The organism is Novosphingobium clariflavum (genome assembly GCF_026420865.1).
In the GTDB taxonomy this organism is placed as follows: domain Bacteria; phylum Pseudomonadota; class Alphaproteobacteria; order Sphingomonadales; family Sphingomonadaceae; genus Novosphingobium; species Novosphingobium clariflavum.
This window is the reverse complement of sequence record NZ_JAPCWC010000001.1, coordinates 420,798-443,637: the sequence shown is the minus strand read 5'-3', so window position 1 is coordinate 443,637 and position 22,840 is coordinate 420,798. Positions and strand designations below refer to the sequence as shown.

At 64.0% G+C, this 22,840-nt stretch carries 13 protein-coding genes and 1 pseudogene; 6 read left to right on the top strand and 8 right to left on the bottom strand.

From position 1 onward, the window contains the following. Window positions 1–194: 194 nt before the first annotated feature. Entirely contained in the window at window positions 195–2,990 is a 2,796-nt protein-coding gene (locus OKA11_RS01760) for a TonB-dependent receptor (RefSeq protein ID WP_267218510.1), read from the top strand. 72 nt (window positions 2,991–3,062) lie between these two features. Here the strand turns inward: OKA11_RS01760 and OKA11_RS01755 are convergent, their stop codons facing one another. From OKA11_RS01755 to OKA11_RS01745, 3 genes are all read right to left on the bottom strand, one after another. Next, window positions 3,063–3,791 (bottom strand): energy transducer TonB family protein, encoded by a 729-nt coding sequence (locus tag OKA11_RS01755; RefSeq protein ID WP_267218509.1) that lies wholly within the window; start codon window positions 3,789–3,791, stop codon window positions 3,063–3,065. A gap of 70 nt (window positions 3,792–3,861) precedes the next feature. Next, window positions 3,862–5,007, bottom strand: a complete 1,146-nt coding sequence (locus OKA11_RS01750) for a cytochrome-c peroxidase (RefSeq protein WP_267218508.1) — start codon at window positions 5,005–5,007, stop codon at window positions 3,862–3,864. 8 nt (window positions 5,008–5,015) lie between these two features. Then, window positions 5,016–7,529, bottom strand: coding sequence for a TonB-dependent receptor plug domain-containing protein (locus tag OKA11_RS01745; protein WP_267218507.1), 2,514 nt, complete (start codon window positions 7,527–7,529; stop codon window positions 5,016–5,018). Window positions 7,530–7,846: 317 nt separating this feature from the next. Here OKA11_RS01745 and OKA11_RS01740 point away from each other — a divergent pair. Further along, window positions 7,847–8,164: pseudogene (locus OKA11_RS01740) on the top strand (IS5/IS1182 family transposase); the annotation flags it as partial. 96 nt (window positions 8,165–8,260) lie between these two features. Here the strand turns inward: OKA11_RS01740 and OKA11_RS01735 are convergent. Then, window positions 8,261–10,669, bottom strand: a complete 2,409-nt coding sequence (locus tag OKA11_RS01735; protein ID WP_267218506.1) for a glycoside hydrolase family 2 TIM barrel-domain containing protein — start codon at window positions 10,667–10,669, stop codon at window positions 8,261–8,263. Between the two features lie 714 nt (window positions 10,670–11,383). Between OKA11_RS01735 and OKA11_RS01730 the strand changes: the two genes are divergently transcribed. Both OKA11_RS01730 and OKA11_RS01725 read left to right on the top strand, forming a co-directional pair. After that, the gene (locus tag OKA11_RS01730; RefSeq protein ID WP_267218505.1) at window positions 11,384–13,504 is read left to right on the top strand and encodes a TonB-dependent receptor; all 2,121 of its coding nucleotides are present in this window, start codon (window positions 11,384–11,386) and stop codon (window positions 13,502–13,504) included. A gap of 21 nt (window positions 13,505–13,525) precedes the next feature. After that, window positions 13,526–15,013, top strand: coding sequence for an amidohydrolase (locus tag OKA11_RS01725; protein ID WP_267218504.1), 1,488 nt, complete (start codon window positions 13,526–13,528; stop codon window positions 15,011–15,013). 580 nt (window positions 15,014–15,593) lie between these two features. On the opposite strand, the gene OKA11_RS01720 is transcribed toward OKA11_RS01725, so the two are convergent. The 4 genes from OKA11_RS01720 to OKA11_RS01705 form a co-directional block, all read right to left on the bottom strand. Then, a complete protein-coding gene (locus tag OKA11_RS01720) occupies window positions 15,594–16,685 on the bottom strand; it encodes an ABC transporter substrate-binding protein (protein WP_267218503.1) in 1,092 nt (363 codons plus the stop codon). An 18-nt stretch (window positions 16,686–16,703) separates the two neighbouring features. Continuing rightward, the gene (locus tag OKA11_RS01715; protein ID WP_267218624.1) at window positions 16,704–16,901 is read right to left on the bottom strand and encodes a hypothetical protein; all 198 of its coding nucleotides are present in this window, start codon (window positions 16,899–16,901) and stop codon (window positions 16,704–16,706) included. Next, window positions 16,901–18,946 (bottom strand): TonB-dependent receptor, encoded by a 2,046-nt coding sequence (locus OKA11_RS01710; RefSeq protein WP_379489414.1) that lies wholly within the window; start codon window positions 18,944–18,946, stop codon window positions 16,901–16,903. Before OKA11_RS01710 ends, OKA11_RS01715 begins: the two co-directional genes overlap by 1 nt. Window positions 18,947–19,370: 424 nt before the next feature. Then, window positions 19,371–20,399 (bottom strand): ABC transporter substrate-binding protein, encoded by a 1,029-nt coding sequence (locus tag OKA11_RS01705; protein ID WP_267218501.1) that lies wholly within the window; start codon window positions 20,397–20,399, stop codon window positions 19,371–19,373. Window positions 20,400–20,692: 293 nt separating this feature from the next. On the opposite strand from OKA11_RS01705, the gene OKA11_RS01700 reads away from it, so the two are divergent. Both OKA11_RS01700 and OKA11_RS01695 read left to right on the top strand, forming a co-directional pair. Beyond that, window positions 20,693–21,634, top strand: coding sequence for an LLM class flavin-dependent oxidoreductase (locus tag OKA11_RS01700; protein ID WP_267218500.1), 942 nt, complete (start codon window positions 20,693–20,695; stop codon window positions 21,632–21,634). A gap of 13 nt (window positions 21,635–21,647) precedes the next feature. Beyond that, window positions 21,648–22,802: an LLM class flavin-dependent oxidoreductase gene (locus OKA11_RS01695; RefSeq protein ID WP_267218499.1), complete on the top strand. Its 1,155-nt coding sequence runs from the start codon at window positions 21,648–21,650 to the stop codon at window positions 22,800–22,802. Window positions 22,803–22,840 lie beyond the last annotated feature (38 nt).

Below are 22,840 nucleotides of genomic sequence, written 5' to 3'. Positions count from 1 at the left end.
ATCCTGATGGCGCAATCGGGCGCGGTTGTCAGCCTGTGTCTGGGGGCATTACGAAAACTTTACGCAGGGCTTGCGAAGTCTTTACCCACAAATCGCGCATTGCCGGCCATATCGAATTAGTCAGACTAATTAAGCGGTCTGCTTCGTCGATATGGGGCATGGTAATCGGCCAGCCCCTCAGGGAGGGTTGATCCATGGCGCTCAAGCCATTTGCGTTTTGCACCGTATCCATTCTGGCGCTCGGCCTTGCCGGTGTTGCCCATGCGCAGGACTCTGTCCCTGCAAACAGCGGCGATGGCACGGAACGTGCAGAGCCCAGCGCCGAGGACATCATCGTCACGGGCGTGCGAGCGTCGATCGTCGGCGCGCTCAACGTGCGCAAGGATTCGGTGCAGATCGTCGATTCGATCGTCGCCGAGGACGTCGGTAAATTGCCGGACAATAACGTCGTCGAAGCGCTCCAGCGCGTGACCGGCATCCAGATCACCGACCGGGCCGGCGGCGAGGCCGCCACCATCACCATTCGCGGCCTTCCCGACGCGGCCACGACGATGAACGGCCGCAACATCTTCACCTCCACCGGGCAGTCGTTCTCGCTGCAGGACATCTCGGCGAACCTCGTCAAGCAGGTGGACGTCTTCAAGACGCGCTCGGCAGACCAGCTCGAAACCGGGCTTGCCGGGCAGATCGACGTCAAGACCCGCCGTCCGTTCGATTTCGACGGTTTTGCCGTCTCGGGCCTGGTGCGCGGCACTTACAACGAGATTGCCGACAGCTACAATCCCAACGTGGCGCTGCTGGTCTCTGACCGCTGGGAAACCGGGATCGGCGACATCGGCATCCTCGTCAACGGCAGCTACAGCAAGACCAAGTACCGCAACGAAACGGTGACGGCCGGCGCGCTGGTGCCTTTCGCGACGGAAAATCCAACGGATGGATCGGGGCTGTCCCCGCTCGAGCGAATCTTCTCGGGCTGGACGCCCGGGCTTAACGAAGGCCTGCCGACGACGCCGGGTTCGACGATCAACTACAACGGCGTCGAGGTGCCCTATTACCTCTCGCGCGATGCGGTATTCTCGACCGACCAGTACGGCACCCGCAAGCGGCCATCCTTCAATGTCGCCTTGCAGTGGGCCCCGAACAGCTCTTCGGTCTACACCGCCGAGATGTATTACACGGGCTTCCGCGGCTCGCTCTACAGCGACATGATGTTCAGCTATGTCGACTATTGGAGCAATCCCGGTGCATTCGAGACTTATGATGGCACCAACATCATCAAGTCGCGCACGGTGGACGATGTCTACGGGTTCAATAGCGGCGACTATACGAAAAACAGTACCGACAGCTACGTCTATGCCCTGAACGGCCAGTGGGACGTCGGTGACGGTCACGGCAAGATCACCGCGGATCTCGCTTATCAGGACAGCGTCTACAAGACCTCGTTCATTGCCATGCGCACCGATCGCACGGCGAACCAGATCACCGCGGACTTCAATTCCGGCGGCGGCGTCCCCTCCTATCACTTCGATGACGATTCCCTGCTGACCCAGGCCTCCAGCTGGAACGTCGCACAGCTTTACGACAACGCCGAGCGCGACAAGGGCAGCGCCGTGACGGCACAGTTGGACGGTTACTACAGCTGGGACGAAGGCTTCCTGCGCCGCATCAAGGCGGGTCTGCGCTACGACGACCGCAAGGCGTCGAGCTACAGCCGTACCGCCGACGCGAACAGCCTCGGAGTCAGCCTGACGACGCTGCCCGAGGCGGCCTATTTCACCAATTCCGGTTTCATGAGCGGCGAGGCCGATGTGCCCCGCAGCTGGATGACGGTGGACGGATCTTGGCTTTACAATAACGCCGACTATGTCCGTGGTCTCTACGGACTGGCAACGTCCGATCAGTTGACGCTCAACAAGACTTTTGACATCGACGAGATCACCATGACCGCCTACGTCATGGCCGATGCTCAGGCGACGATCTTCGGACGTCCGCTCGATCTCGAAGCCGGCGTGCGCTACGTCAACGTGGCGAGCGATTACAACTTCTTCGACCGTTACAACGACTATGCCTTGACCCGCGCGGGATCAGGTTCGGCGAAGTTCCTGCCCAGCTTCACGGCGCGTTATGCGATCACCGACAAGCTGCGCCTGCGCTTCAACTATGGTGAGACGCTGCGCCGGCCGAGCTTCACCGACGTCAATCCGACCTATTCGCTGACGGGAGACCTCACCAGCGTGGGCTATGGCAGCGGATCGGCAGGCAACGCGAACCTCAAGCCGACCCATTCGAAGAACTTCGACCTTGCGCTCGAATGGTATTTCGACCGCGACAGCGCGATCACCGTCACTGCCTTCCGCCGCGAGATCGACGGCCTCGTGGTTAGTCTGCCGGTCATGACCTACATTCCCAACAACGGCATCGTGGCCGGGGCGACCGACTATTTCGTGGTGACCAAGCCGGTCAATGCCTCGGACGGCGTGCTGAAGGGCGTGGAACTGGGCCTCACCTACTTCCCGCACTATCTGCCCAGCGTGCTCGACGGCCTGGGCTTCCAGGGCAGCCTGACGGTGCTGGATTCGAGCCAGACCATTCCCACCTCGGATTCGGCTGGCACCATCACCGGCTATACCAAGTCGGCTTTCTTCGACGTGTCGAAACTGTCGTACAACGCGACGCTGGCCTATGACCGGGGGCCGTTCAATGCCCGCCTGTCCTATGTCTGGCGCAAGGGCTTCCTGCACAACAACGAATCCAGCCTGTTCGCGAACCCGATCGGCATCTGGTACAAGTCCGAGGAAAGCCTCGACTTCCAGCTGACCTGGAACGTGACGCACGACATCGGGGTGACGTTTGACGCGACCAATCTCACCAAGTCGAAGCAGCAGAGCTACTACAAGTTCGGGGATGCCGGGGGGGCGACCACCGACAATCTTGCCACCACGCTGCTGGCTCGTACCTTCTCGATCGGCGCGCGCTTCACGTTCAAGTGAGGGTGCGCAACGCCGGACGCCGCGCGATGACCGCGCGCGGCGTCCGGTCGGCGGTGCGCCGCGGCAGGACCTTCAGGCTTCCAGTCGGTACGTCATCGGCACCAGAAAGCTGAGCGCGTCTTCCGCAGCGCTGGAAGGTGGCTTGGGGAAGGGGGCAGCCTGACGCAGTTGCTCGAGCGCGAGGCGATCGAGTTCGCCGAAGCCGCTGCTTCGGGCCAGCGTCAAGCGGTCTATCCGTCCTTCACGGGTGAGCGAGAAGCGCGCGAGCACGGTGCCTTCACAGCCTTTGCCGGCGAGTGCGGCGGGGAACGCCTTGTAGCGGCGGATGTGCCGAAACACCCGCAGGGCATAGCCATCGGATGCGGCTGTGCGGCGCGTTGAAGGCACTTCGGCGGCGGAGGCTGCGGATCCGTTTTGCGCCGTAGCGGCAGCGTCGGACGGCATCGATCTATCCAGCGATGGCGGCAGGTTGGTCGTTCCCGGCATGGCGGCCGTTCCCGGCGTGGCCAGAGCTGCCGGTGTCGCGGTTCCGGGCAGCACCAGCAGCGGAGGCGGGACGTCCTGTCGCCGTACAAGTGAAGCGGTTTCAGCATGCGTTGACGTGTGCCGCGATGCCGGAGCCTGGGTGGGCTCGGTCTCTTGCGCTGGCGGCTGCGGCGCGGCCAGCGACATCACTGTCAGGCCGTGCCGTGCGTCCGGGCCGTTGGTCGGCGCCGCATGCCACGAGAGCAGCAGCGCCGTCAGGAGTGCTGCATGTACTCCACCGGCCAGCCCTGCGGAAACTGTTCGCGAACCCAACATGCCGTGATCGCTAATAGATATGCGAGTGACTCGCAATAGCATATGCACCGAAGAATACCGCAGATCGCGTTCAGAGTGTTTCCAGGAATGCAACGAGCGCGGCGCGTTCGTCCGCCGTCAGGTCCAGTTTCCTCACCAACGGGTCGGCGCTCGGCACGGGGACGTTGCCGCTGGGTTGCTGCCGGTCCTTGCCGCCGCCACCGTTGTAGAGGGCGACGACGTTGTCCAGCGTCTGGAACAGCCCGTTATGCATGTAGGGGGCGGTCTTGCGCACCCCGAGCAGGGACGCCGTGCGAAACCTGCCGACATCCTCGGGCTTGCCGGTCACCTCGTAGCGGCCAAGGTCTTCAAGACGGCGCCCGTAAAAGCTTATGCCGAGGTTGTGGAAACGCTGATCGGACAGCAACGGGCCGTTGTGACAGGCCGCGCAGCCAGCCTTGGTGCGGAACAGGTGCAGGCCGAGGAGTTCGCGGTCGGTGAGCACGCCCGTACCGTTCTCGAAGACCTTCATCCAGCGCGAACGCGGCGGGCGCAGGGTTCGCTCGTGTGCTGCGAGCGCGGCCGTCACGTCCTTCATGGTGATCGGGCGCTCTTGTCCCAGTGCGGCATAGGCGGCGCGATAGCCGGTATCGGCGTTCAGACGCGGGAGCACCGTTTCGGCCGTTGCCGCCATTTCGGCGCCGTCGGTGATCGGGTGAAGGGCCTGTTCGGCAAGATCCGGGCTGCGCCCGTCCCAGAACAGGGGTGTCATCCAGGCAGCGGTATAAAGCGACTGGGCGTTGCGCCGTCCGCGTTGCCGGTCGTGGCCGAAGGCGGTGCGCAAGCCGTCGCCCAGCCCCAGTTCCGGACTGTGGCAAGAGGCACAGGCGATCTGGCCGGAACCGGAAAGCCGGGGATCGTCGAACAGGCGTTTGCCGATCGCCGCGAGCGCCTTCTCGCGCGCGCCCGGGGCGGGCAGCGAGGGCGGCGGTGCAAACTCGCGAAATTGGGCGCCCGGACCGAGCAAGGGGCGAGGCCAGCTTTGCGGCGGTCCGGCATAGAGACGCCGGAGATCCATCACCGACACGTCGCCGGGCATGGCTTGTGCGGTTTGCGGTCCAGCCGGTTCCGGCCGCAGCGCCGCCCTTGGCGCCTGCCCCTCGCCCGATGCCTGCACGGCCACGAAAACCGCGGACGCCAGCAACAGCGCCCGCGGGACAAGTCGTTGCAGATTCATGCGCGCGCTCAGAACCGGTAGTTCAGGCCCACCCAGAACGAGCGGCCAAACTGATAGGGCTGGGTGGTGGCGACGCTGTTCGGCGAGGGGATGCGGTCGAGCAGGTTGGCGATGCGCGTTTCCGCCGTCAGCACGCCCATGGCCGAACGGATCACTTCGAACTGCGCGTTGAGGTTGACGTCGATCGCCTTGGGATAATGGATGTAGTCGTAGACATCGTAGGCGGTGCCATCCACCGTCTGGCTTTCACCGGTATCCTCGATCTGATCGAAGCCGCTGCGATAGCGCAGGTTGACGTTCGTGGTCAGCCGCTCGTCGCGCCACCGGGCGGTCCAGGTGGCATTGATGATGAGCGGCGCGGCCATGTCGTCGCGCTGGTTGAGGGCGGAAAGCTCGGCCAGCGTGGTGACATTGCCCTGGAACAGGACCGGCGTATCGTCGAACAGTTCGCTGTCGATGGCGTCGAGGTAGTTGTCGTTGCTGGACTTCGTTTTGGAGAAGTTGGTGTTGATCGCGAAGTCGTGCTTGCCGAAGCGGCGCGTCCATTCCACCGATGCGCCGCGGTAGCTGCTGAATCCGGTGTTGGTGACGACAAAGCGGGTGACGGTGGAGGTCTTGCCGTTGGGCAGAGTGATCGTCTCGCGCTCGCCGGCAGCCCGGACGAATTCGTCCTTGCCCTCCCGGTAGATGCCCTTGACCCGCAGATTGCCGCCAAGAATGCGAGCGGACAGGGTTGCCGACAGTTCGTCGGAGTAAGGGGTCTTGGTCTTGCTTCCCGAGTAGCTCGTGGAATAGCTCATCGACGAAAGATACCAGTCCGTATCGGCGTAGGTCGTAAGCCCGCCGCTGCTGGTACCCGTACGCAGATAGGTGGCGGAGGCCGGGTATTGTTCACGCAGCGCGTAGGCCAGCATCGAGCGGCCATAATAGCGATTGGCGCCCAGGGTCACGCTCCAGCCGTCCCAGGGCAGCGCATAGCTGGCCGAAAGGCGCGGCGCAAAATTGTGGTCGCCGAGAAAACTCTCATAGTCGTAGCGCAGCCCGCCGCGCAGGGAGAACGCGCCGAGCCGCGCCGAGTATTCCGCCCAGCCTGCCACACTGTCGAGCGCGACTTCAGCGCGATAGGCAGAATAGAGCGCAAATTGGGTAAGGGCGTATTCTCCGGTTACGCACGTCAGGCTGTTGCCGTCGGCGCAGACGATGGCGGCGGTCGCCGATTGCGATGTGCCCCGCGAGTAGGCGCCGCCGTCGACCGGGCGGCTGCGCATGGCTTCGATATGCTGGTAATCGAAGCCCATGGCCAAAGTGCCGGGACCGATGGGCCGCGACCAGCGACCGTTGAGGTTGTAGACGTCCTGTGTCTGGTCGATGTCGCCAAAGCCACCGATGGTGCAGTTGGTGTTGCTGCAGACGCTGCCGTTGGTGCTCCACGAGGGCACCGAATAGTTGAAGGGCGAGGCATCGCGGCCGGTGTCGCTGTGCGTCAGGTTGGCCGAAAGCGACCAATCGCTGGCGCCGGAGTGCGCCAGTCGTAGCTGGCTGGTGATGCCGCCGCCCCTGGAAACGACCTCATTGGCGACGCCGTTGGCCGATGCCGCTTCGCTACGGTAGGGCGAATAGACGAATTGACCCGAGAGGGTGAGGTCGCCGGTGAGGTCGGCTTCCATCTTGGCCATGAAGTTGTCGCTGGTGCTGGACTGACCGAACGTGGTCGCGCCATAGGCTGCTCCGCGGGTGTAGACGACGTTGGCGGTCGAGCGATTGTAGGCCAGCAGCAGGCCGATGTTCGGGTTGACAGGCACGTCGAGGCTGACCCCATAGCGCCACTTTTCGAAACTCGGCCGCGCGGGCATTTCGTCGTCGGCCAGCGCAGCGCGCGAGGCTGGTGACACCCGGTAATGGGTGAGCGCGTCCGAGGTATAGGAAACGTTCGCGCTGGCGCCCCATTCGCGTTTCGGCGCACGGGTCTTGATGTCGAGCGCGCCGCCGGTGAAGCGTCCGTATTCGGCCGAGACGTTGGAATCGCGCAGCGTCACTTCGCCCACCAGATTGGTATCGACCCAGATCGACTGGGCGGTGGCGCCTGCCAGTTCGTATGCGGCAAGCGCGTTGCTGGTCCGGCTGGTGCCGGTGATGTCGACGCGGGCGTTGGCGTCGATGCCGTCGATGGTGATCAGGTTCTCGTAATAGCGCCCGCCCGAGATCGAAAGGTCGGCGGGGCGAATGTCCTGAATGTTCTCGCGGGTGGCAAGGCCCTCGTCCCGGCTGAACTGGACGGTGGGGAGCGCCTTGAGCAACTGGTTGGCATCGCCCGATCCGGCGGCGCGCGCACGGATTTCCCCGGCGGTGATGCGGGTCGTCCCGGCATCGGCACCAGTGCCCATGAGGTAGGCGCCGCCGTCCTGCCCGCCTTCGGCGACGACTTCCGGCAGCACTTGCTCAGTGCCGCCGGCGGTGCCGGTATCCTGTGCAAATGCATTGGCGGGTGCCGCTAGCGCCGACCCCAGCAACAAAACCCTCATTTTCAAGCGCATGACGACCCCTGTTTGTCTCTGACGGGGCGCCGCTAACGCGCTTGTTTATTTATTGCAAGCGATTCGCATTAGCATATTTGGGCTAAGCGGCCTGATTGGTCGAGAACACGCCGGAATTCGTACTGTTCGCTGTCGCCCACCGTTTGGGAAGTGCGATTGCGACACTCGGCAGCGCTCGATGTGTGCCGCAGGCGAGACAGCGCAACGGCGGGGACGCGCCCGCCTGAACGACAGGCGCGGAACATTCGCGACAATCCGGTTTCGGGTAATGGTCTGAGGAAAGACGACATTCATGGTGGAAGCGGGAATGGTGCAGGCCCAAGCACAGCCCGTCCAAACGCCGCCAGTGGCGAAGGTCCACCGGGGTGTGGCCGCCGGATCGCTTGAGATCTGCACCGTTGTCCGGATTGCAGGAGTAGATACCACCCGAACACGCCATCGCGAGCGTCAGCGCCGATGGCGCCTTTGACACCAGGGGCTTTCACGAGACCATTGCCGCGCGCGATGCCTGTGCCATCATCCCGGCCCGCAACGAGATCGTTTGCTCAAGTCGGCGGTTCGGCAGGACGATCTGGAAGCGATGGAGCGGCTATCACCAGCGCAGTCTGGTCGAAACGAAAATCCGCGCCGCCATCCTCAACCGCGTGCCGTCAAAGCCCACGCTGGCTTGCGACCGATTTGTGCAACATGGCCGCCGCGCGTAGGCGTGAAGTGGGCCGTCATTCGGCCGCGACCAGATTGGCGGAGCCGGCCCTCAGTCCTTCGGCCGTGGCGGTGACGGTGAAACGGCCGTGGCCCGTGCCCCGGACCAGCGCGACGGCAAGACCGTTCTGCGCCGCACGGTCAGGCGATGAGAAGGGGGTGTGATCGACCGAGGAGCCATTGTCGGTCGCGATCAGCTGCCCTTTGCCCTTTACCGCGAAATGCAGGCGCTGGCTGGCGGAAGGCACGGTGACGCCGTTCGCATCGACCACCCGCGCACGCACGTAGACCATGTCGTCGAAGGTGGAGCCAACGGTTGCCGTGTCCGGCTTCAATTCGATGCGGACCGGCTTCCCCGCCGTTCGCAGGCTGGAGGAAACGGCCTCGCCACCGGGATCGCGGCAGGTGGCACGCACCTCTCCCGGCGCATAGCGTACTGCCCAGCGCCGGGGGGAGGCGTCCGCATTGATCGGCAGCGTGCCCAGCGAGCGACCGTTGAGGAATGCCTCGACCTGACGGCAATTGCTGTAGACCTCGATCGTCTCGTCGTGGGGGCTGCGATCCTGCGGCGTCCAGTCGTCGAACAGGGAGACCTTGGGCTTGGGCGTGGCCACGGCGATCATGGTGGGCAGCACGGGCTGGTTCGGGCCCCCGGCACCATCGGTCGCCGGTCCGGCCGCCGCCGGATCGGCATTGCGCACGACATGCACCACCGGCCGGTCCGACCACCAGCTTTCGCGCTCCATCCCGCTGATCTTCTGGCGGCCGGTGCGATCGAGCAGCCCGGCCGGATTCTGGATATTGGGCCAGCCGGACCGGTTCGCCTCGCCCAGATAATCGACGCCGGTCCACAGGAACATGCCTGAAAAGGGCGCATAGTCGCGTACCGGCAACCAGTTGCTGCGGTTGTGCGCGTTTTCCGTGCCGATGATGCTGCGTTTCGGGTTCTGTTTGCTTGCCGCGATCAGTTCGTTTTCGCGATAATTCTGCCCGACCACGTCCAACATGTCGGCCAGGCCGTTGTCGTAATCCTTGGTCACGTTCGGCCGGAAAAGCGCCATCGTTACCGGCCGTGACGGATCGGCGGCATGAACGATGTCGAGGATGCTGCGCAGCGCCGCCTTGGCCTGGACCGGATAGGCGGAGTCATGGATTTCGTTGCCGGCGCTCCACAGCACGATGCTGGGATGGTTGCGATCGCGGCGCACCATGTCCAGCGTGTCGCGCTTGTGCCAGTCGCCGAAGAAGAGATGGTAGTCCTCTGGCGTCTTGGCGACATTCCACTGGTCGAACAACTCGTCCATCACGATCAGCCCCAGCTCATCGGCAAGGTCGAGAAATTCGGGGCTGGGAACGTTGTGTGCGGTGCGGATCGCGTTGACGCCCTGCGCCTTGAGCGCGGTCAGCCGCTGGCGCCAGACGGCCAGCGGGACGGCGGCCCCCACCGCACCGCCATCCTGATGCAGTGCCACGCCTTTCAGCTTGAAGTTGCGGCCGTTCAGCCAGAAGCCGGTTGCCGGATCGAACCGGGCTTCGCGCAGGCCGAAGCGGACGTCCTCATTGTCCAGCAGCGTGCCGTCGGCCGCCAGCACGCGGATGGAGGCGCGATACAGGGCGGGATCGTTTATGTCCCAGCGATGCGGGCGGGGCAGCGCGATCTCGGCCGGCAGGTTGATGGTGCGCCCGGCTGCCACACTGGTGGCCGGCGTCACCGTGCGGGCGACTTCGCGTCCATCGGGATCGGTCAGCAGCAGTTCGACCTTGATGTCAGTCGCGGCACCGGCGTCATTCTGCACATCGGTGGTGACCGCGATCGTCGCCTGCGCATCGCTGATGGCGGTCGCCCGCACATAGGCGCCGCCCTGCGGGATATGAACATCGTCCGTCTCGATCAGGCGGACGCGCCGATAGATGCCCGATCCGGTATACCAGCGTGACGAGGGCGCGGCGGAAGTATCGGCGCGGACGGCGATCACGTTGTGGCCATCCGCGCGCAGATGGCGCGTCATGTCGTAGCGCTGGCTGACATAGCCCATCGGGCGATAGCCGATGTGATGGCCGTTCACCCAGACTCCGCTGCGCTCCATGATGCCGTCAAATTCGATGAAATAGCGCCGTCCCGGCTGGGGCGTCAGGTCCAGCGTCTTGCGATACCAGGCGACTCCGCTGGGCAGGAAGCCGTTCTCGCCTGCGGCCTTGGCATTGGGGTCGAACGGGCCGGCGATGGCCCAGTCATGCGGAACGGTGACGACTTGCCACGATGCATCGTCCAGCGTGGGCGTTTCCGCGCCTTCCGGATCCGCCTGGATAAAGCGCCAGCCGGCCGGCAGCGGGGTGACCATGCGGGGGGCAGCCTGAGCCGCGCCGATCGAGGCGAGAGCTGTCGCCAGGGTACAAAGTAGCGTCCTGCTGCCGGTCTTGCCCACCCGAGTTTCCTGTCCTGCTCCTAACCCTGTCCTTCAGTGACTCAATATCCCGCTATTTGCAATATTATTTCACAATGCGGCATTGGCTGCATATGCCAGATTTGTAGCGCATCGTAGATCTAGATCAGGTGGTTCAGCAGCTTGGAGCGTTTTCCGATCTGATTGAATCAGATCGGGCTCTCCAGGTTCTTTGTGTTCCGCGTTTTTCGGAGTCACTGCGTGTTCCACTCCGTTCGAAAAACGCTCTGGTGTTCTCCTTGCAGCAGAAGGGTAAACTTCATCACGTCGCAATCAGGCGTCGCTGAACTACCGCAATGCCTGCCAGACCCACCTTGGCCCATCAAGGCCATCGGCGGGCGGTCACATCATCAAAGCCGGTCGACGTAGCTTTGCAAAATTATGGGAAAGTGCTGCGATCTCAACAGCACATCGACATTTTGCACACGCAGCTCCCGCCAGGGCCGCGTCACCTCTCCCCCAAAGCGCCGACTTCCAGGTCATAACAGTCGTTGGCACAGTTCTTGATTGGGCGACCTCCGAGTAACCATAGGGGGTATAATGTCTAGAATGCTGCGTGCCGCCGCCACCGTAAGCTTCGGTGGCATTTTGATAGCATCCCACGCCCAATCCGCGTTAGCGGCGGATTTCGGGGCGGAACCAGAAGTTGCAGCAGGCGAAGCGGCTGATATTGTTGTCACCGCGCTCAAGCGAACGGTGAAATTGCAAGACGCACCGGCAAGCATTACCGCGATTTCGGGTGATGCGCTTCGAACTGGAAGTATCGATTCCGCCAACGACCTCGTCCGCGCGGTTCCCAGTCTGACCATCACCGACGCCGGACCGGGGCAGCGTCGCATCACCTTGCGCGGCATTCGTAGCGCAGGCGATGCGCAAGTCGGCATCTATTATGACGAAACCCCGGTGGCGGGCCCGCCGGGTACGACTAGCGATCCGGGCGGCAGCCAGTCGGACTTCAAACTGTTCGACCTTGAACGGGTGGAGGTTCTGCGCGGCCCCCAGGGCACGCTCTATGGCGCCGGATCGGTGGGCGGGACCATCCGACTGGTGACGCACAAACCCGATTTCGAATATGGCGCGCTGGTCGATGTCTCGGGCACGACGACCGAAGGCGGAGGGCAGGGGTATCAACTGAATGCCGCAGTGAATGTGCCGATCGTCAAGGACGTGCTGGCCGTTCGCGGTGTCTATTTCCGTCGGCACAGCGACGGTTGGGTGGACAATCCGGGGCTGGGGCTCACCGGCATCAATTCCGAAAACAGCGATGGCGGCCGCATTCTCGTGCGCTTCGTTCCGGCATCGTGGCTGACGATCGATGGCGCCGCGCACTTCCTCTATACCGAAGGCGGTGCCAGTACATGGTCGCCCAGCGCGGGCAAGTACAACGCCGTCAATGCGTCGCAGGTGCCTTACAGCGACAAGCAGCGACTTTACAGCCTTTCCGCCAAGGCCGATCTGGGCTTTGCCGATCTTGTCGCGACCACCGGCTATCAGGATCGCGACACGCTGGTTACCCGTGACCCGACCGCGCTGTTCCGCAGTTTCAAGACCCGGGCGACTTGCGCCACGCACTTCACTGCCGCGACTTGCGCGACTGCTACGGGTTTCGCCGCCTACAATTCCTATGTCGATGGGCTGCTGCCGGTTATCTACTACCAGCCGCAATCGGTTACCGACTGGACGAGCGAACTTCGCCTTCAGTCGAGCGGAACGTCGTGGGTACAATGGTCGGTGGGCGGCTTCTATGAAGACCGCGACGCCAAGGTTCTTTCGGAAGCCCGCCGCACCAATGCCGCCGACGGCTCGCAGATAGCCGGGGCCACGCCGCTGCTTCAGCGCCATGTCGTCGATCATCTCAAGCAGACGGCAGCGTTTGGCGAATTGGCGATCACGCCGCTGCGCGGGCTCACGCTGACGGGGGGGCTGCGTTACTACAGCTATGACAAGACCGTGGGCGGCGACACCACGATCGGGCTGGACATCCTGCGCACTTCGGTCACGCCCTGGGCGACCTACAAGACCAACAACAATGGCTGGCTCTACAAGGGCAATCTCAGCTGGAAGGTGAGCGATGACCTGCTTGTCTACGGGCAGGTGGCAACGGGCTACCGGCCGGGCGGCGTGAACCAGGTGCTTGGTCTCGCGCAGGCGCTGTCCTACAGCCCGGACAAGCTGACCACTTATGAAGGCGGCATCAAGAGTTCGTTCGGCGGCGGCGCCCTTGTCCTCAATCTTGGTGCCTACCTCACCGACTGGTCGGACATGCAGGTGAGCATCAACAGCGGCAGCTTCCTCTATCTCGGAAATGCCGGCGCGGCGCGGATCAAGGGTGTGGAGGCGGAAGCGACCCTCAACCCGACGCAGGGCCTCACGTTCAACATCAATGCGGCGTTCACCGATGCGAAGCTGACCGAGGATCAAGTGCCGGACGGCGTCACGCCGCTCGCCTCTACGGCGCGCCGTGGCGACAAGATTCCGTTCATCGCGCCGCAGACGATTTACTTTGCCGGGCAATATGAATGGGCGCTGGGATCGGCCGGATGGTCGGCGCTGGTGCGCGGGGATCTTGGCTATACGGGCGCCTCGCGGGCCGATTTCCGGCCGACCTCCACCAGCTACCGCAAAGTTGGCGACTATACCTTGTCGAACGCCAGGATCGGCGTGCGCAATGAGCGCTACGGCGTGTTCTTCTACGTCAACAACCTGTTCAACACGGTAGCCCGCACCTCTGCCGGGAACACGCTGGGCGGCACGGTCGAGACTGTCACCACCGTTCCGCCCCGCACTTACGGCATAAACCTGACCGGTTCGTTCTGATCGGCACGAAAGGGTAATTCCATGAAACATTCCTACCTTGTGCGCGCCGGGATCGGCGCGCTCGCCCTCGGCTTTGCCGCAGTTTCCGCGCAGGCACAGGCAGAGAGCCTGTCCGACAAGGACACAGCCGCCATCATCGCGGGCATCGATGCCCGCAAACCGCAGCTCGCGTCCAATGCCCGCAAGATCTGGGAATGGGCAGAAGTCGGCTTTCATGAAGACCAGAGTTCTGCCTTGCTCCAGCAGCAGCTGAAGGCCGCCGGCTTCCGTGTGGAAGCCGGGACCGACGGCATTCCAACCGCCTTCACCGCCACTTATGGAAACTCCGGGCCGGTGATCGCATTGCTGTCCGAATACGATGCCTTGCCGGGCCTGTCGCAAACCGACCAGCCGGCGGAACAATCGCGGGGCGGTGTCGCCGGCCATGCCTGCGGGCATAACCTGCTGGGCACGGCATCGGTGGAGGCGGCGATTGCCTTGGCGAAGTGGCTGAAGGCCAGCGGAACGCCGGGCACGGTACGCCTCTACGGCACGCCGGCAGAGGAGGGTGGCTTCGCCAAGGTCTACCTCGTCCGCGATGGCTTCTTCAAGGACGTCGATGCCGTGTTGAGCTGGCATCCCAGCAGTTCCAACGGCGCCTCGCAGGGGCAGCTTCTGTCGATGGTGACCGCGAAGTTCCGCTTCACTGGTGTCGCATCCCACGCCGCTGCCGCGCCGGAGCGCGGCCGGTCCGCTCTGGACGGGGTGGAGATCCAGAACGTAGCGGTGAACTACTTGCGCGAACATGTGCCGTCCGATGCGCGCATCCACTACACCATCACCGATGGCGGCGATCAGCCGAACATCGTGCCTGCCCATGCCGAGAGCTTCTACTACGTGCGCCATTATGACCCGGAAGTGGTGCGCGACGTGTTCGATCGCGTAGTGAAGGCAGGCGAGGGCGCGGCGCTCGCCACCGGTACGAAGTTCGAATACGAGATTATCGGCGGCAGCTTCGGAACCTTGCCCAACGATACGCTGGGCCGCGTGGTGGACGCCAGCCTGCGCCGCGTGGGTGGCTACAGCTACACGCCGGATCAGCAGCGCTATGCCGATGCGATTGCCAGGACACTGCCGAAGGGGGCCGCGAAGGATGGGCCATCGGCGATCGGCACATATGATTTCGGGCGCAAGAGCCCGGCATCGTCTGACGTGGGCGATATCAGCTGGGTCGTGCCGACGGCCAGCCTGGGCACCGCCACCTGGGTTTCGGGAACCGCGCCGCACAGCTGGCAGGCGGCTTCGGCCAGCGGCACGTCGATCGGTGTGGAGGGCGCCGAGGTGGCGGCCAAGACGCTGGCGATTTCCGGCGCCCAGCTATTCCTCAACCCCGAGAAGCTGCGCGAGGCGAAGGCGGAACTCCAGCGCAGCCAAGGGGCGGATTTCAAATACACGCCCCTGATCGGCGATCGCAAACCGCCGCTGGACTATGCCCGCAGCGCGCTGCCCGCGGGCCGATCTGGGCAGTAGAACTTAGGCGGCGTGGACAAATCCACGCCGCCCTGATCGTCTGACTTTGGGGAAAGCACAGTTATCCTTGCAGGGTTTTGACCCCACCTCCGCTCCGGCTGAGCCTGTCGAAGCCCGCTCGCAACGCCTCGCCGCCGGAGGCTTCGACAGGCTCAGCCTGAGCGGGAGGGAGAGGGAGAGGTCTGGTTAAGGGGCGAAACCGGCCGCTCGAATTTGTCCACGCCGCCTAGGTCGTAAACTCATAAACGGCACCATCGAGGTTTGAGGCAAAATGGCTCAGCGACAGGAGGGAAGGGGCTGGAATATGTCGATATTTCAAGACTTCCCGACGCAGCGCTGGGCCATTTTGGTCAAACGAAGCTCACCGCAAGGTAAACCCCGAAGGGGCGCCCAAATGGCTTCCATCTCGAACCGAAGCTGCCTTGGACGGGCAACCAGCCCGCCCGGCGGCAACTTCGGCCCGATCTGTTCGCCATTTGGGCGCCTCGATGGTGCCGTTTATGAGTTTACGACCTAGTCTTCGGAAATGCAGAAAGGCCGTCGTTTCCCAACGGCGGCCTTTCTTTTAGCCTGTAATGGTTCAGCGGCTGCGTTCGAGGCGTTCGTAAGCGGCCTCCAGCGGGCGGGGATCGACCCAGTCGGACAGGGCGAAGTCACGTTCCAGAAAGCCGAACAGCCCCAGCGCCTTCTTCTGCTGATCGAAGAGGGCGAGGCGCTCCGCGTCCAGCGTCGGATGCAGCGTCTTGTGGAAGTCCGCGCCGTAGGCCTGCGTCACCGCCTCCACGCTGCCGCGCGTTTCGAACTGCAGGATCTCATGCACTTTCGCGACGTTCAGCGCCGCCCAGTCTGCCGCGCGCAGCGTCGTTTCCAGGAACCGCACCAGATAGTCGAAATGATTGTCGATCAGGCTCTGATGCACCGTAATCGGCCGGGGCGTGCCATTGTTCACGCGGGCGCTCTTGTCCGGCAGTGCGTCGAGATCGATGCCGACGATCACGCCTGCCTCACGCGCACCGTCAAGCGCAGATGCGCCCTTGACGTAGACCGCGTCCACCGTTCCGGCAGCAAGTGCGTCGATGGCCCAGAGCCGGTTGAGGCCGCCGCGTCCGCGGCTGGCAGGGTCTGCCGGATTGTCGCGCCCGGCGCCGCCGATATTGCGGATGGTTCCGTCCACTTCGACCAGATCGACGTCGTCGAAGGTGAGGCCGGCGCTATGGAGCGCGCCATTGTAGCCAAGCAGCGACATGCCGCGCGCAATGCTGGTGCCGCGAATGTGGCTGGGGATCTCGTGATCCGTCCAGCCGGGCAGGGCGAGGCGCTTGCCCTTGAGGTGCGCAGGCTGGGTAATGCCCGAATCCGGACGCACCAGGATGACCTGGCTTTCCTCGATCCAGGTCAGTCCCACCAGCTTGGTCGGCTCGCCCTGCGCCCGGGCGGCGAAGGCCAGGATATTGCCGCCTTCGCGGATCAGGGTGGGCAGCCGGTGATCGTAGTGGCGCAGCGCGATCTCCGGCGTCGATTCCTGCAAGGTACGCACGGGAATGCTCTCTGCCGCGAATTCGTCGCCCAGCCAGCCCAGCTTGTAGGCAAGGCCGGTTGCAGTCGGCACCGGACAGCGGGTGAACCAGATTTCTTCGGGCGCGGAGGACCGGTTGGCGGCATGGGTGGCCATTGGGAAGCTTCCTTTCGTTCAGGACAGGACGTCTGCCGTTATGCGCAGATGCCGGTTGGCGGGGCGATGCAGGCCGAGGTGATCGCGCAGCGTCCGCCCTCCGTATTCGCTGCGGAAAATCCTCCGTTTCTGAAGCTCGGGGAGGACGAAACCGGCGAAGAACACGCCCAGGGCAAGCTGGCGCTTGCGCTTGGAAGCGTGGCTCCGCCCGGCCATCAGAAGCTCACCGAAACGGCGCCGCCCCACACGCGCGGCTCGATGATGTACTTGATATAGCCGAAGTTTGCCGAGGGGATGAGCGTCGATGCCGCGTGGCTGTTGGTCACGTTGCGGGCAAAGACCGAGAGCTTGATGTCATTGGGCAGCTGCCAGGCGAGCGAGGCATTGCCCAGCCATTTCGGCCCCTGTTCCAGCGGCGCGGCCTGGGTGCCGGCGTTGAAATAGAGGTGCGAGCGGTAGGACCAGTTGGTTTCGGCAACGATGCGATGGCCGTGGCCCAGATCGAACGTGTAGTCCCCCGCGATGCTGGCAGTGACGTGCGGCGCGCGCACGAACTGGTTACCGGAGCAGTCCACGCCGGACTTGCAATTGGGGAATTCGGTATACTTAGTGTCCAGCAGACCCAGCGTGCCCGACAAGTGCAGGGCGTCCACCGGGCGGGCGCTGAGCACCGCTTCGATCCCCTTCGACCAGCCCTTGCCCGCGTTGGAAAGCTGGCTGAGCGGCAGCTGGATCACCGTGACCTGAATATCGGTATAGTCGTTGTAGAACGCTGCAAGATTGGCGGACAGGCGGCCGTTCAGCCATTCCGACTTGAGGCCGATCTCATAGCTTTTCACATATTCGGGATCGACGGTGGCAACCTGCGTCTGCAAGGTTGCACCGGTGTTGAATCCGCCCGATCGGAAGCCCTTGGCGTAGCGGGCATAGACGTTGAGATCGCGCGTGAAGTTGTACTTCGCGGTGGCGTCATAGGTGAAGGCGCCCCAGTTGCGCTTTTCGTTCTGCGCCGCGCGCGTCGCGATCCCGGTGCCGGTCACCGAATTGCGGGACCAGAACGCCACTGTGTCGAGATAGGTCAGTGTGCCGGTGCCGCCGCTCGCCGTGCCGATCGTATTGAGGTCGATGGCCTTGTTTTCCCAGGTGTAGCGGCCGCCCAGGATCAGTTCCAGATTGTCGATGGGCTCATAAGTCACATTGCCGAAGAGGCCGTAACTGTTGTTGCTCTGCGTGAACTGGGTATTGGTCCAGCTGGCTTTCAGCCCGACGGTATTGGGCAGTACGGCAGTGGCGGCTTCGGAAGCCAGCTTCTCGTAGTAGTAATTGGCACCGGCGATCCACTTCAGGCGTCCCTCGTCCGGGGAGGCGAGGCGCAATTCCTGGCTGAATGCCTTCGCGTTCAGGCTGCTGTAGGTATGCGTGCCTTCGTGATTGACCTGCGTGCCCAGCTCGGACCGGTGCTTGAATTCGTTGTAGGCGGTGATCGAAGTGAGATGAAGGTCGCCCACATCCCAGTCGAGATTGAGTTGTACGCCGCGCTGGCGCAGGTCTTGCCCGCTATTGCCGAGCGAATAATTGTCCTTGTAGCTTTGCGGGATCGGAAAGCCGGCGGAATCGGTGGTTCCAAGCCCCCGATAGATGATGTCACCCACGTTCTTGTAATCGCGGTACTGGACGCGCAGCAGCGCCTCGAACGTGTCGGTGGGCTTGGCAAGGATGGAGAAGCGCGCGGCGGCTTCGCGGTTCTTGCCCATCGGCGTACCGTCATGCTGGTTGGTGGCGAAGCCATCGTCATCGCGGAAGTGACCGGCGAAGCGGACGGCCACCTTGTCGCTCAGCGGCCCGCCCCATGCGCCTTCGAGCAGGGTAGAGCCATAGCTGCCGTATTCGGCGCGCGCATAGCCGCTGGCATCGAAGGACGGCTTGCGGGAGATGAAGTTGATCGCGCCCGCCGTGGTGTTCTTGCCCCACAGCGTACCCTGCGGACCGCTGAGCACTTCCACCCGTTCAAGATCGAAGACCGGGAACGCCTGCGCCACCGGGATGCCGACATAGACTTCGTCCTGATAGACGCCGAGCGGACTGGTCTGGCCGTTGCCGGGGACCGAGTTGCCGATACCGCGCAAGTACCAGCGCGGCGTCAGGTTCCCCACCGAAGTATCGGCACTGAAACTGGGCACGAAGCGCGAGATGTCGCTGGCGCGGGTGATGAGCCGGTCGCGCAGCGCATCGCCGCTCAGTGCGACGATGGAAGCGGGCACATCCTGCACGCTTTGGGTGCGTTTTTGGGCGGTGACGAGGATCGTATCGCCGCCACCGTTCGCGCCCTCGGTAACGGGCGTTTCGGCAGTATCGGCCGCTTCGGCATGGGCTGCTTGCCCGGAGAGCGCTGTGGCAAGGCCCAGCGCCAGCACCAAAGCGCTGACGTCGGAAGCGCGACGGGCAGAAGAATGTTGGAGCGGCGCCCTGAATGCCATGACTATGTTTTCCTCGATTGCGGACCTGTGGTGCGCGGGTGCCGGACGATGTCCGCTCCGCTGTTTCGCAATCGAAGGAGCAAGGGGCGTGCCACTTGCGGAAACTCAGGGAAATGGGGCGATGGAGGCGAAAGACCGCGCCTGCGCTGTTCAGAATGGTGCAGCCGGTGCGCGGATCTGCGCGCCCCGGCACTGGGTGCGACGCAAGTCAGGCGGCGCGGTCTTTGGTGCGCAAGGCCAGTGCCGCGGTGAGCGGGCGCGCGTCGATCCAGCCATCGATGTCGACGGCGTTTTCCAGAAACCCGTGTATCCGTAGGAACAGTTCCTGAATGCGAAGCATGTCGATCCGCTCCGGCGAGAGGTCGGGGTGGAGCGATCGGTGGAAACCGTCACGATAGGCGGCATCCACACCCGCCGGGCCGGAGAACGTCTCCCGCGCCAGGATATGGCGTAGTTCCACCGGGTTGCTTGCAGCCCAGTCGGCCGCCCGCAAGCTGCTCAGCAGGAAACGCACGACGATGTCGAAATGTTCCTCGATCATGCGGCGATGCGTCAGGATCGGGCGCGGGGTTCCGTTGTTCACCCGGGCCATCCGGCTGGGATAGGCGTCGAGATCGATCCCGACCTCCAGCCCCAGTTGCTGGGCCGCTTCGGCGGCGGCGGCGCCTTTGACGTAGACCGCGTCGACCCGGTCATCGGCCAGGGCCTGGAGGCCCGACCACATGCGCTGCATCATCTGCGGTTCCGAGAAATCGACTTTCGGCGTCGGCACATCCACGAAGCGCACGTCTTCCAGCGAGAGCCCGGCTAGCCGCAGCGCGCTCTTGATTCCGTGGAGCGACATCCCGCGCACCACCGAGGCCCCGCGGGTGGAAACATAACCGGGCAGGGCGAAGCGCATCCCTTTCAATTGCACGGGATCGAGCACATTGGCGCCGGGGCGGACCATGATCGCCTGCCGCTCGTCGATCCAGGTCAGGCCGATAACCCGCGTATCGGCGCCGAGCGCGCGGGCGGCAAGCGCCGGGATATTGCCCCCTTCGCGAAAGAGGCTGCGGGTCATGACATCGTGGTCCCGCTCGGCGATGCGCAGGCGGTCTGCGCGCAGCCAGTCTACGGTTATACCGTCGGGCGCGAACTCCGCGTCCAGCCAGCCGAGCGACCAGGCGATCGACGATGCGGCCGGAACCGGAGAGCGCACAAGCCATATCCGATCCAGCTTTTCGTTTGCCGTCACACCCTTTCGCCCCATCTGTGTCGCAACTCCGCTTGTCTGTTCGTCCGTCCGTTTATGAGCTTACGGCCTAGCAAGCCCCATGCCAGCCGTCTGTGGGGCCTGCCATCGGACATCCGAAAGCGTGAATGGACCCTCGAGTGTGCAGATCGGCGCGATCACTGCGCAGAATTGCGCAGCGGCCCCGATCTTTCGCCTGTCGCGACACGATTTCTAGCAGGTTTGCCGCAGGTGGCATGAACCGTGCTTCGGAAGCCTTCGAGATTTCGCATTATCGATCCGAAGGAGATTTCCGAATGGCGCTGAGCTTCTACTGGCATCTGTCGACCACCGCGCCTGCGGATCGCGGGCGCGGCGAATGGTCGGATGGCGAACGACCCTGGGCCCCGGTCCGCGACGCCGGTAGCCGCCGCTTGCAGATCAACCACTACGACTATCTGGCGCAAATCGCCCGTGCCGCCGAACTGACCGGCTTCGATGGCGTCGTCGTGCCCGATGAGCCGGAAGGCGAGGAGCCATGGATCGTCACCGCGGCATTGCTGCGGGAGACCCGGCGGATAGGGATCGTCACCGCCGTCGCGCCCGGCTCTGCCTCGGGCGTCTATCATGCCAAGATGGCGTCTAGCGTCCAGCGCTTTTCGGGTGACCGGCAGGCCTGGCTGATCGAGGCCGGGCAGGGCTTGCGGGCCGGCGACACGGTTGCGGCGCAGGACCGGCATGCCCGCACCGAAGAGCTGCTGTCGCTGCTGGACGGCGTCTGGAGCGATGGGCCATTCGATCTGGAAGGCGCTCACTTCGTTGTCGAGAAGGGCGGACTGGGCAGTCTGGTGCAGGGCAGGCGCAAGCCGCCGGTCTGGCTGCACGGGGCGGATGCGCCGGGCGCGGGGCTGCTGGCCCATACCGCAGTGCTCTTGATCGATGCGGCGCCGTCGCTGGAGGCTCTGGCAGACCGGATCGCCGACGCGCGCCGGGCCAATCCGTCGCTGCGCATCGCCGCGCAGCTTCCCCTGCTCACGCGGGCAGAGGAGCGGGATGTGGCGATCGAACGCGAACACCGCTCTTTGCCGCCTTTCGCCCTGGTAGGCACGTTCGAGGACGTCACCGCGAAGCTGGGCGAGCTGGTCCATGCCGGTCTCGACATCGCCGTCCTGTCGGCGCCGGACCAGATTCAGGAGGTCCATATCGCCGGCGAACAGATCATCGGTCGCTACCGCGCGCAAGCGGCCATCGCGGCCTGAAGGAGAGCCTGACATGAGCATCGATTTCTACTGGCGCATCCCCACGCACGGTTGCAGCAGTTCCATCCGAGAGCGCAATTCGAACCGAGGCGATTGGTCGGCGCTGGTGCCGGGCAATCAGGCGCCGGGCCTGCTGAACGGTGAGCCGGACGGCACCAGCTACCTCGACCATATGGCCGAGATCGCCAGGGCCGCCGAAATTTCCGGCTTCGTGGGCGGATTGCTGCCGTCCTTCCCGATGACCGACGATCCCTGGGTCATCTCGGCGGCGCTGGCACGGGCGACCAAGGCCTTCCGCTTCATGATCGCGTTCCAGCCGGGTTTCCTCAATCCGGTACGCGCAGCGCGCATGTCGGCCAGCCTCCAGCGTGCGAGCAATGGACGCGTGGTCTACAACATCATCACCGGCGGCGGCGGCCCGGCCCAGCGCTGGTGGGGCGATCCGTTCGATCATGACGACCGCTATGGCCGCACCACCGAGTTTCTCGACGTGATGAAGGGCGTGTGGAAGGAAGGACCGTTCACCCACAAGGGCCGCTTCTACGAGGTGGAGGATGCCGCGCTTCCGCCTGCCCTGGCACGCGAGGATTTGCCGACGATCTACTTCTCGGGCTCGTCGGAGGCCGCCCTGCAATCGGCGGCGCGCCATGCCGACTATTACCTTTCGTGGCTGGAGCCCTTCGCGCAGCTTGCCCAGAAGTTCGATGCCGTAAAGGCGCGCACGGCGGAACTGGGGCGCGGGATCAAATGCGCGATCCGTGTCGAAGTGGTCGCGCGGCGTACCGAGGAGGAAGCCTGGCGAGAGATCGAGATCGGCTTCGCCAACGTCAAGGCGGCCAATCGCGCCGCATTCGGTGGGCAGAGCAGCGATTCCGTGGGCGTGCGGCGGCTGGCCGGCCTGGGCGTGGCCGATGCGCAGGACTATCGCGACCTCATCGTCTCGCCCAATGTCTGGGGCGGCTTCAGCCTGTTGCGCCCCGGCCCGGCACTGGGGATCGTCGGCAGTTACGAGAACGTCGCGGCGCGGCTGGACGAACTGATCGGGCTGGGCGCGGACTCGTTCATTCTGGCCGCCACGCCGCATCTGGAGGAAGCCTACCGGGTGGGCGAGGAAGTGCTGCCGTTGCTGGGCCATCAGGCGGTTCAGCGGCTGGAGGCGGCGGAATAGTCCCACCGCCGAGATGGAAACAGCAAGGCCCGGCGCGA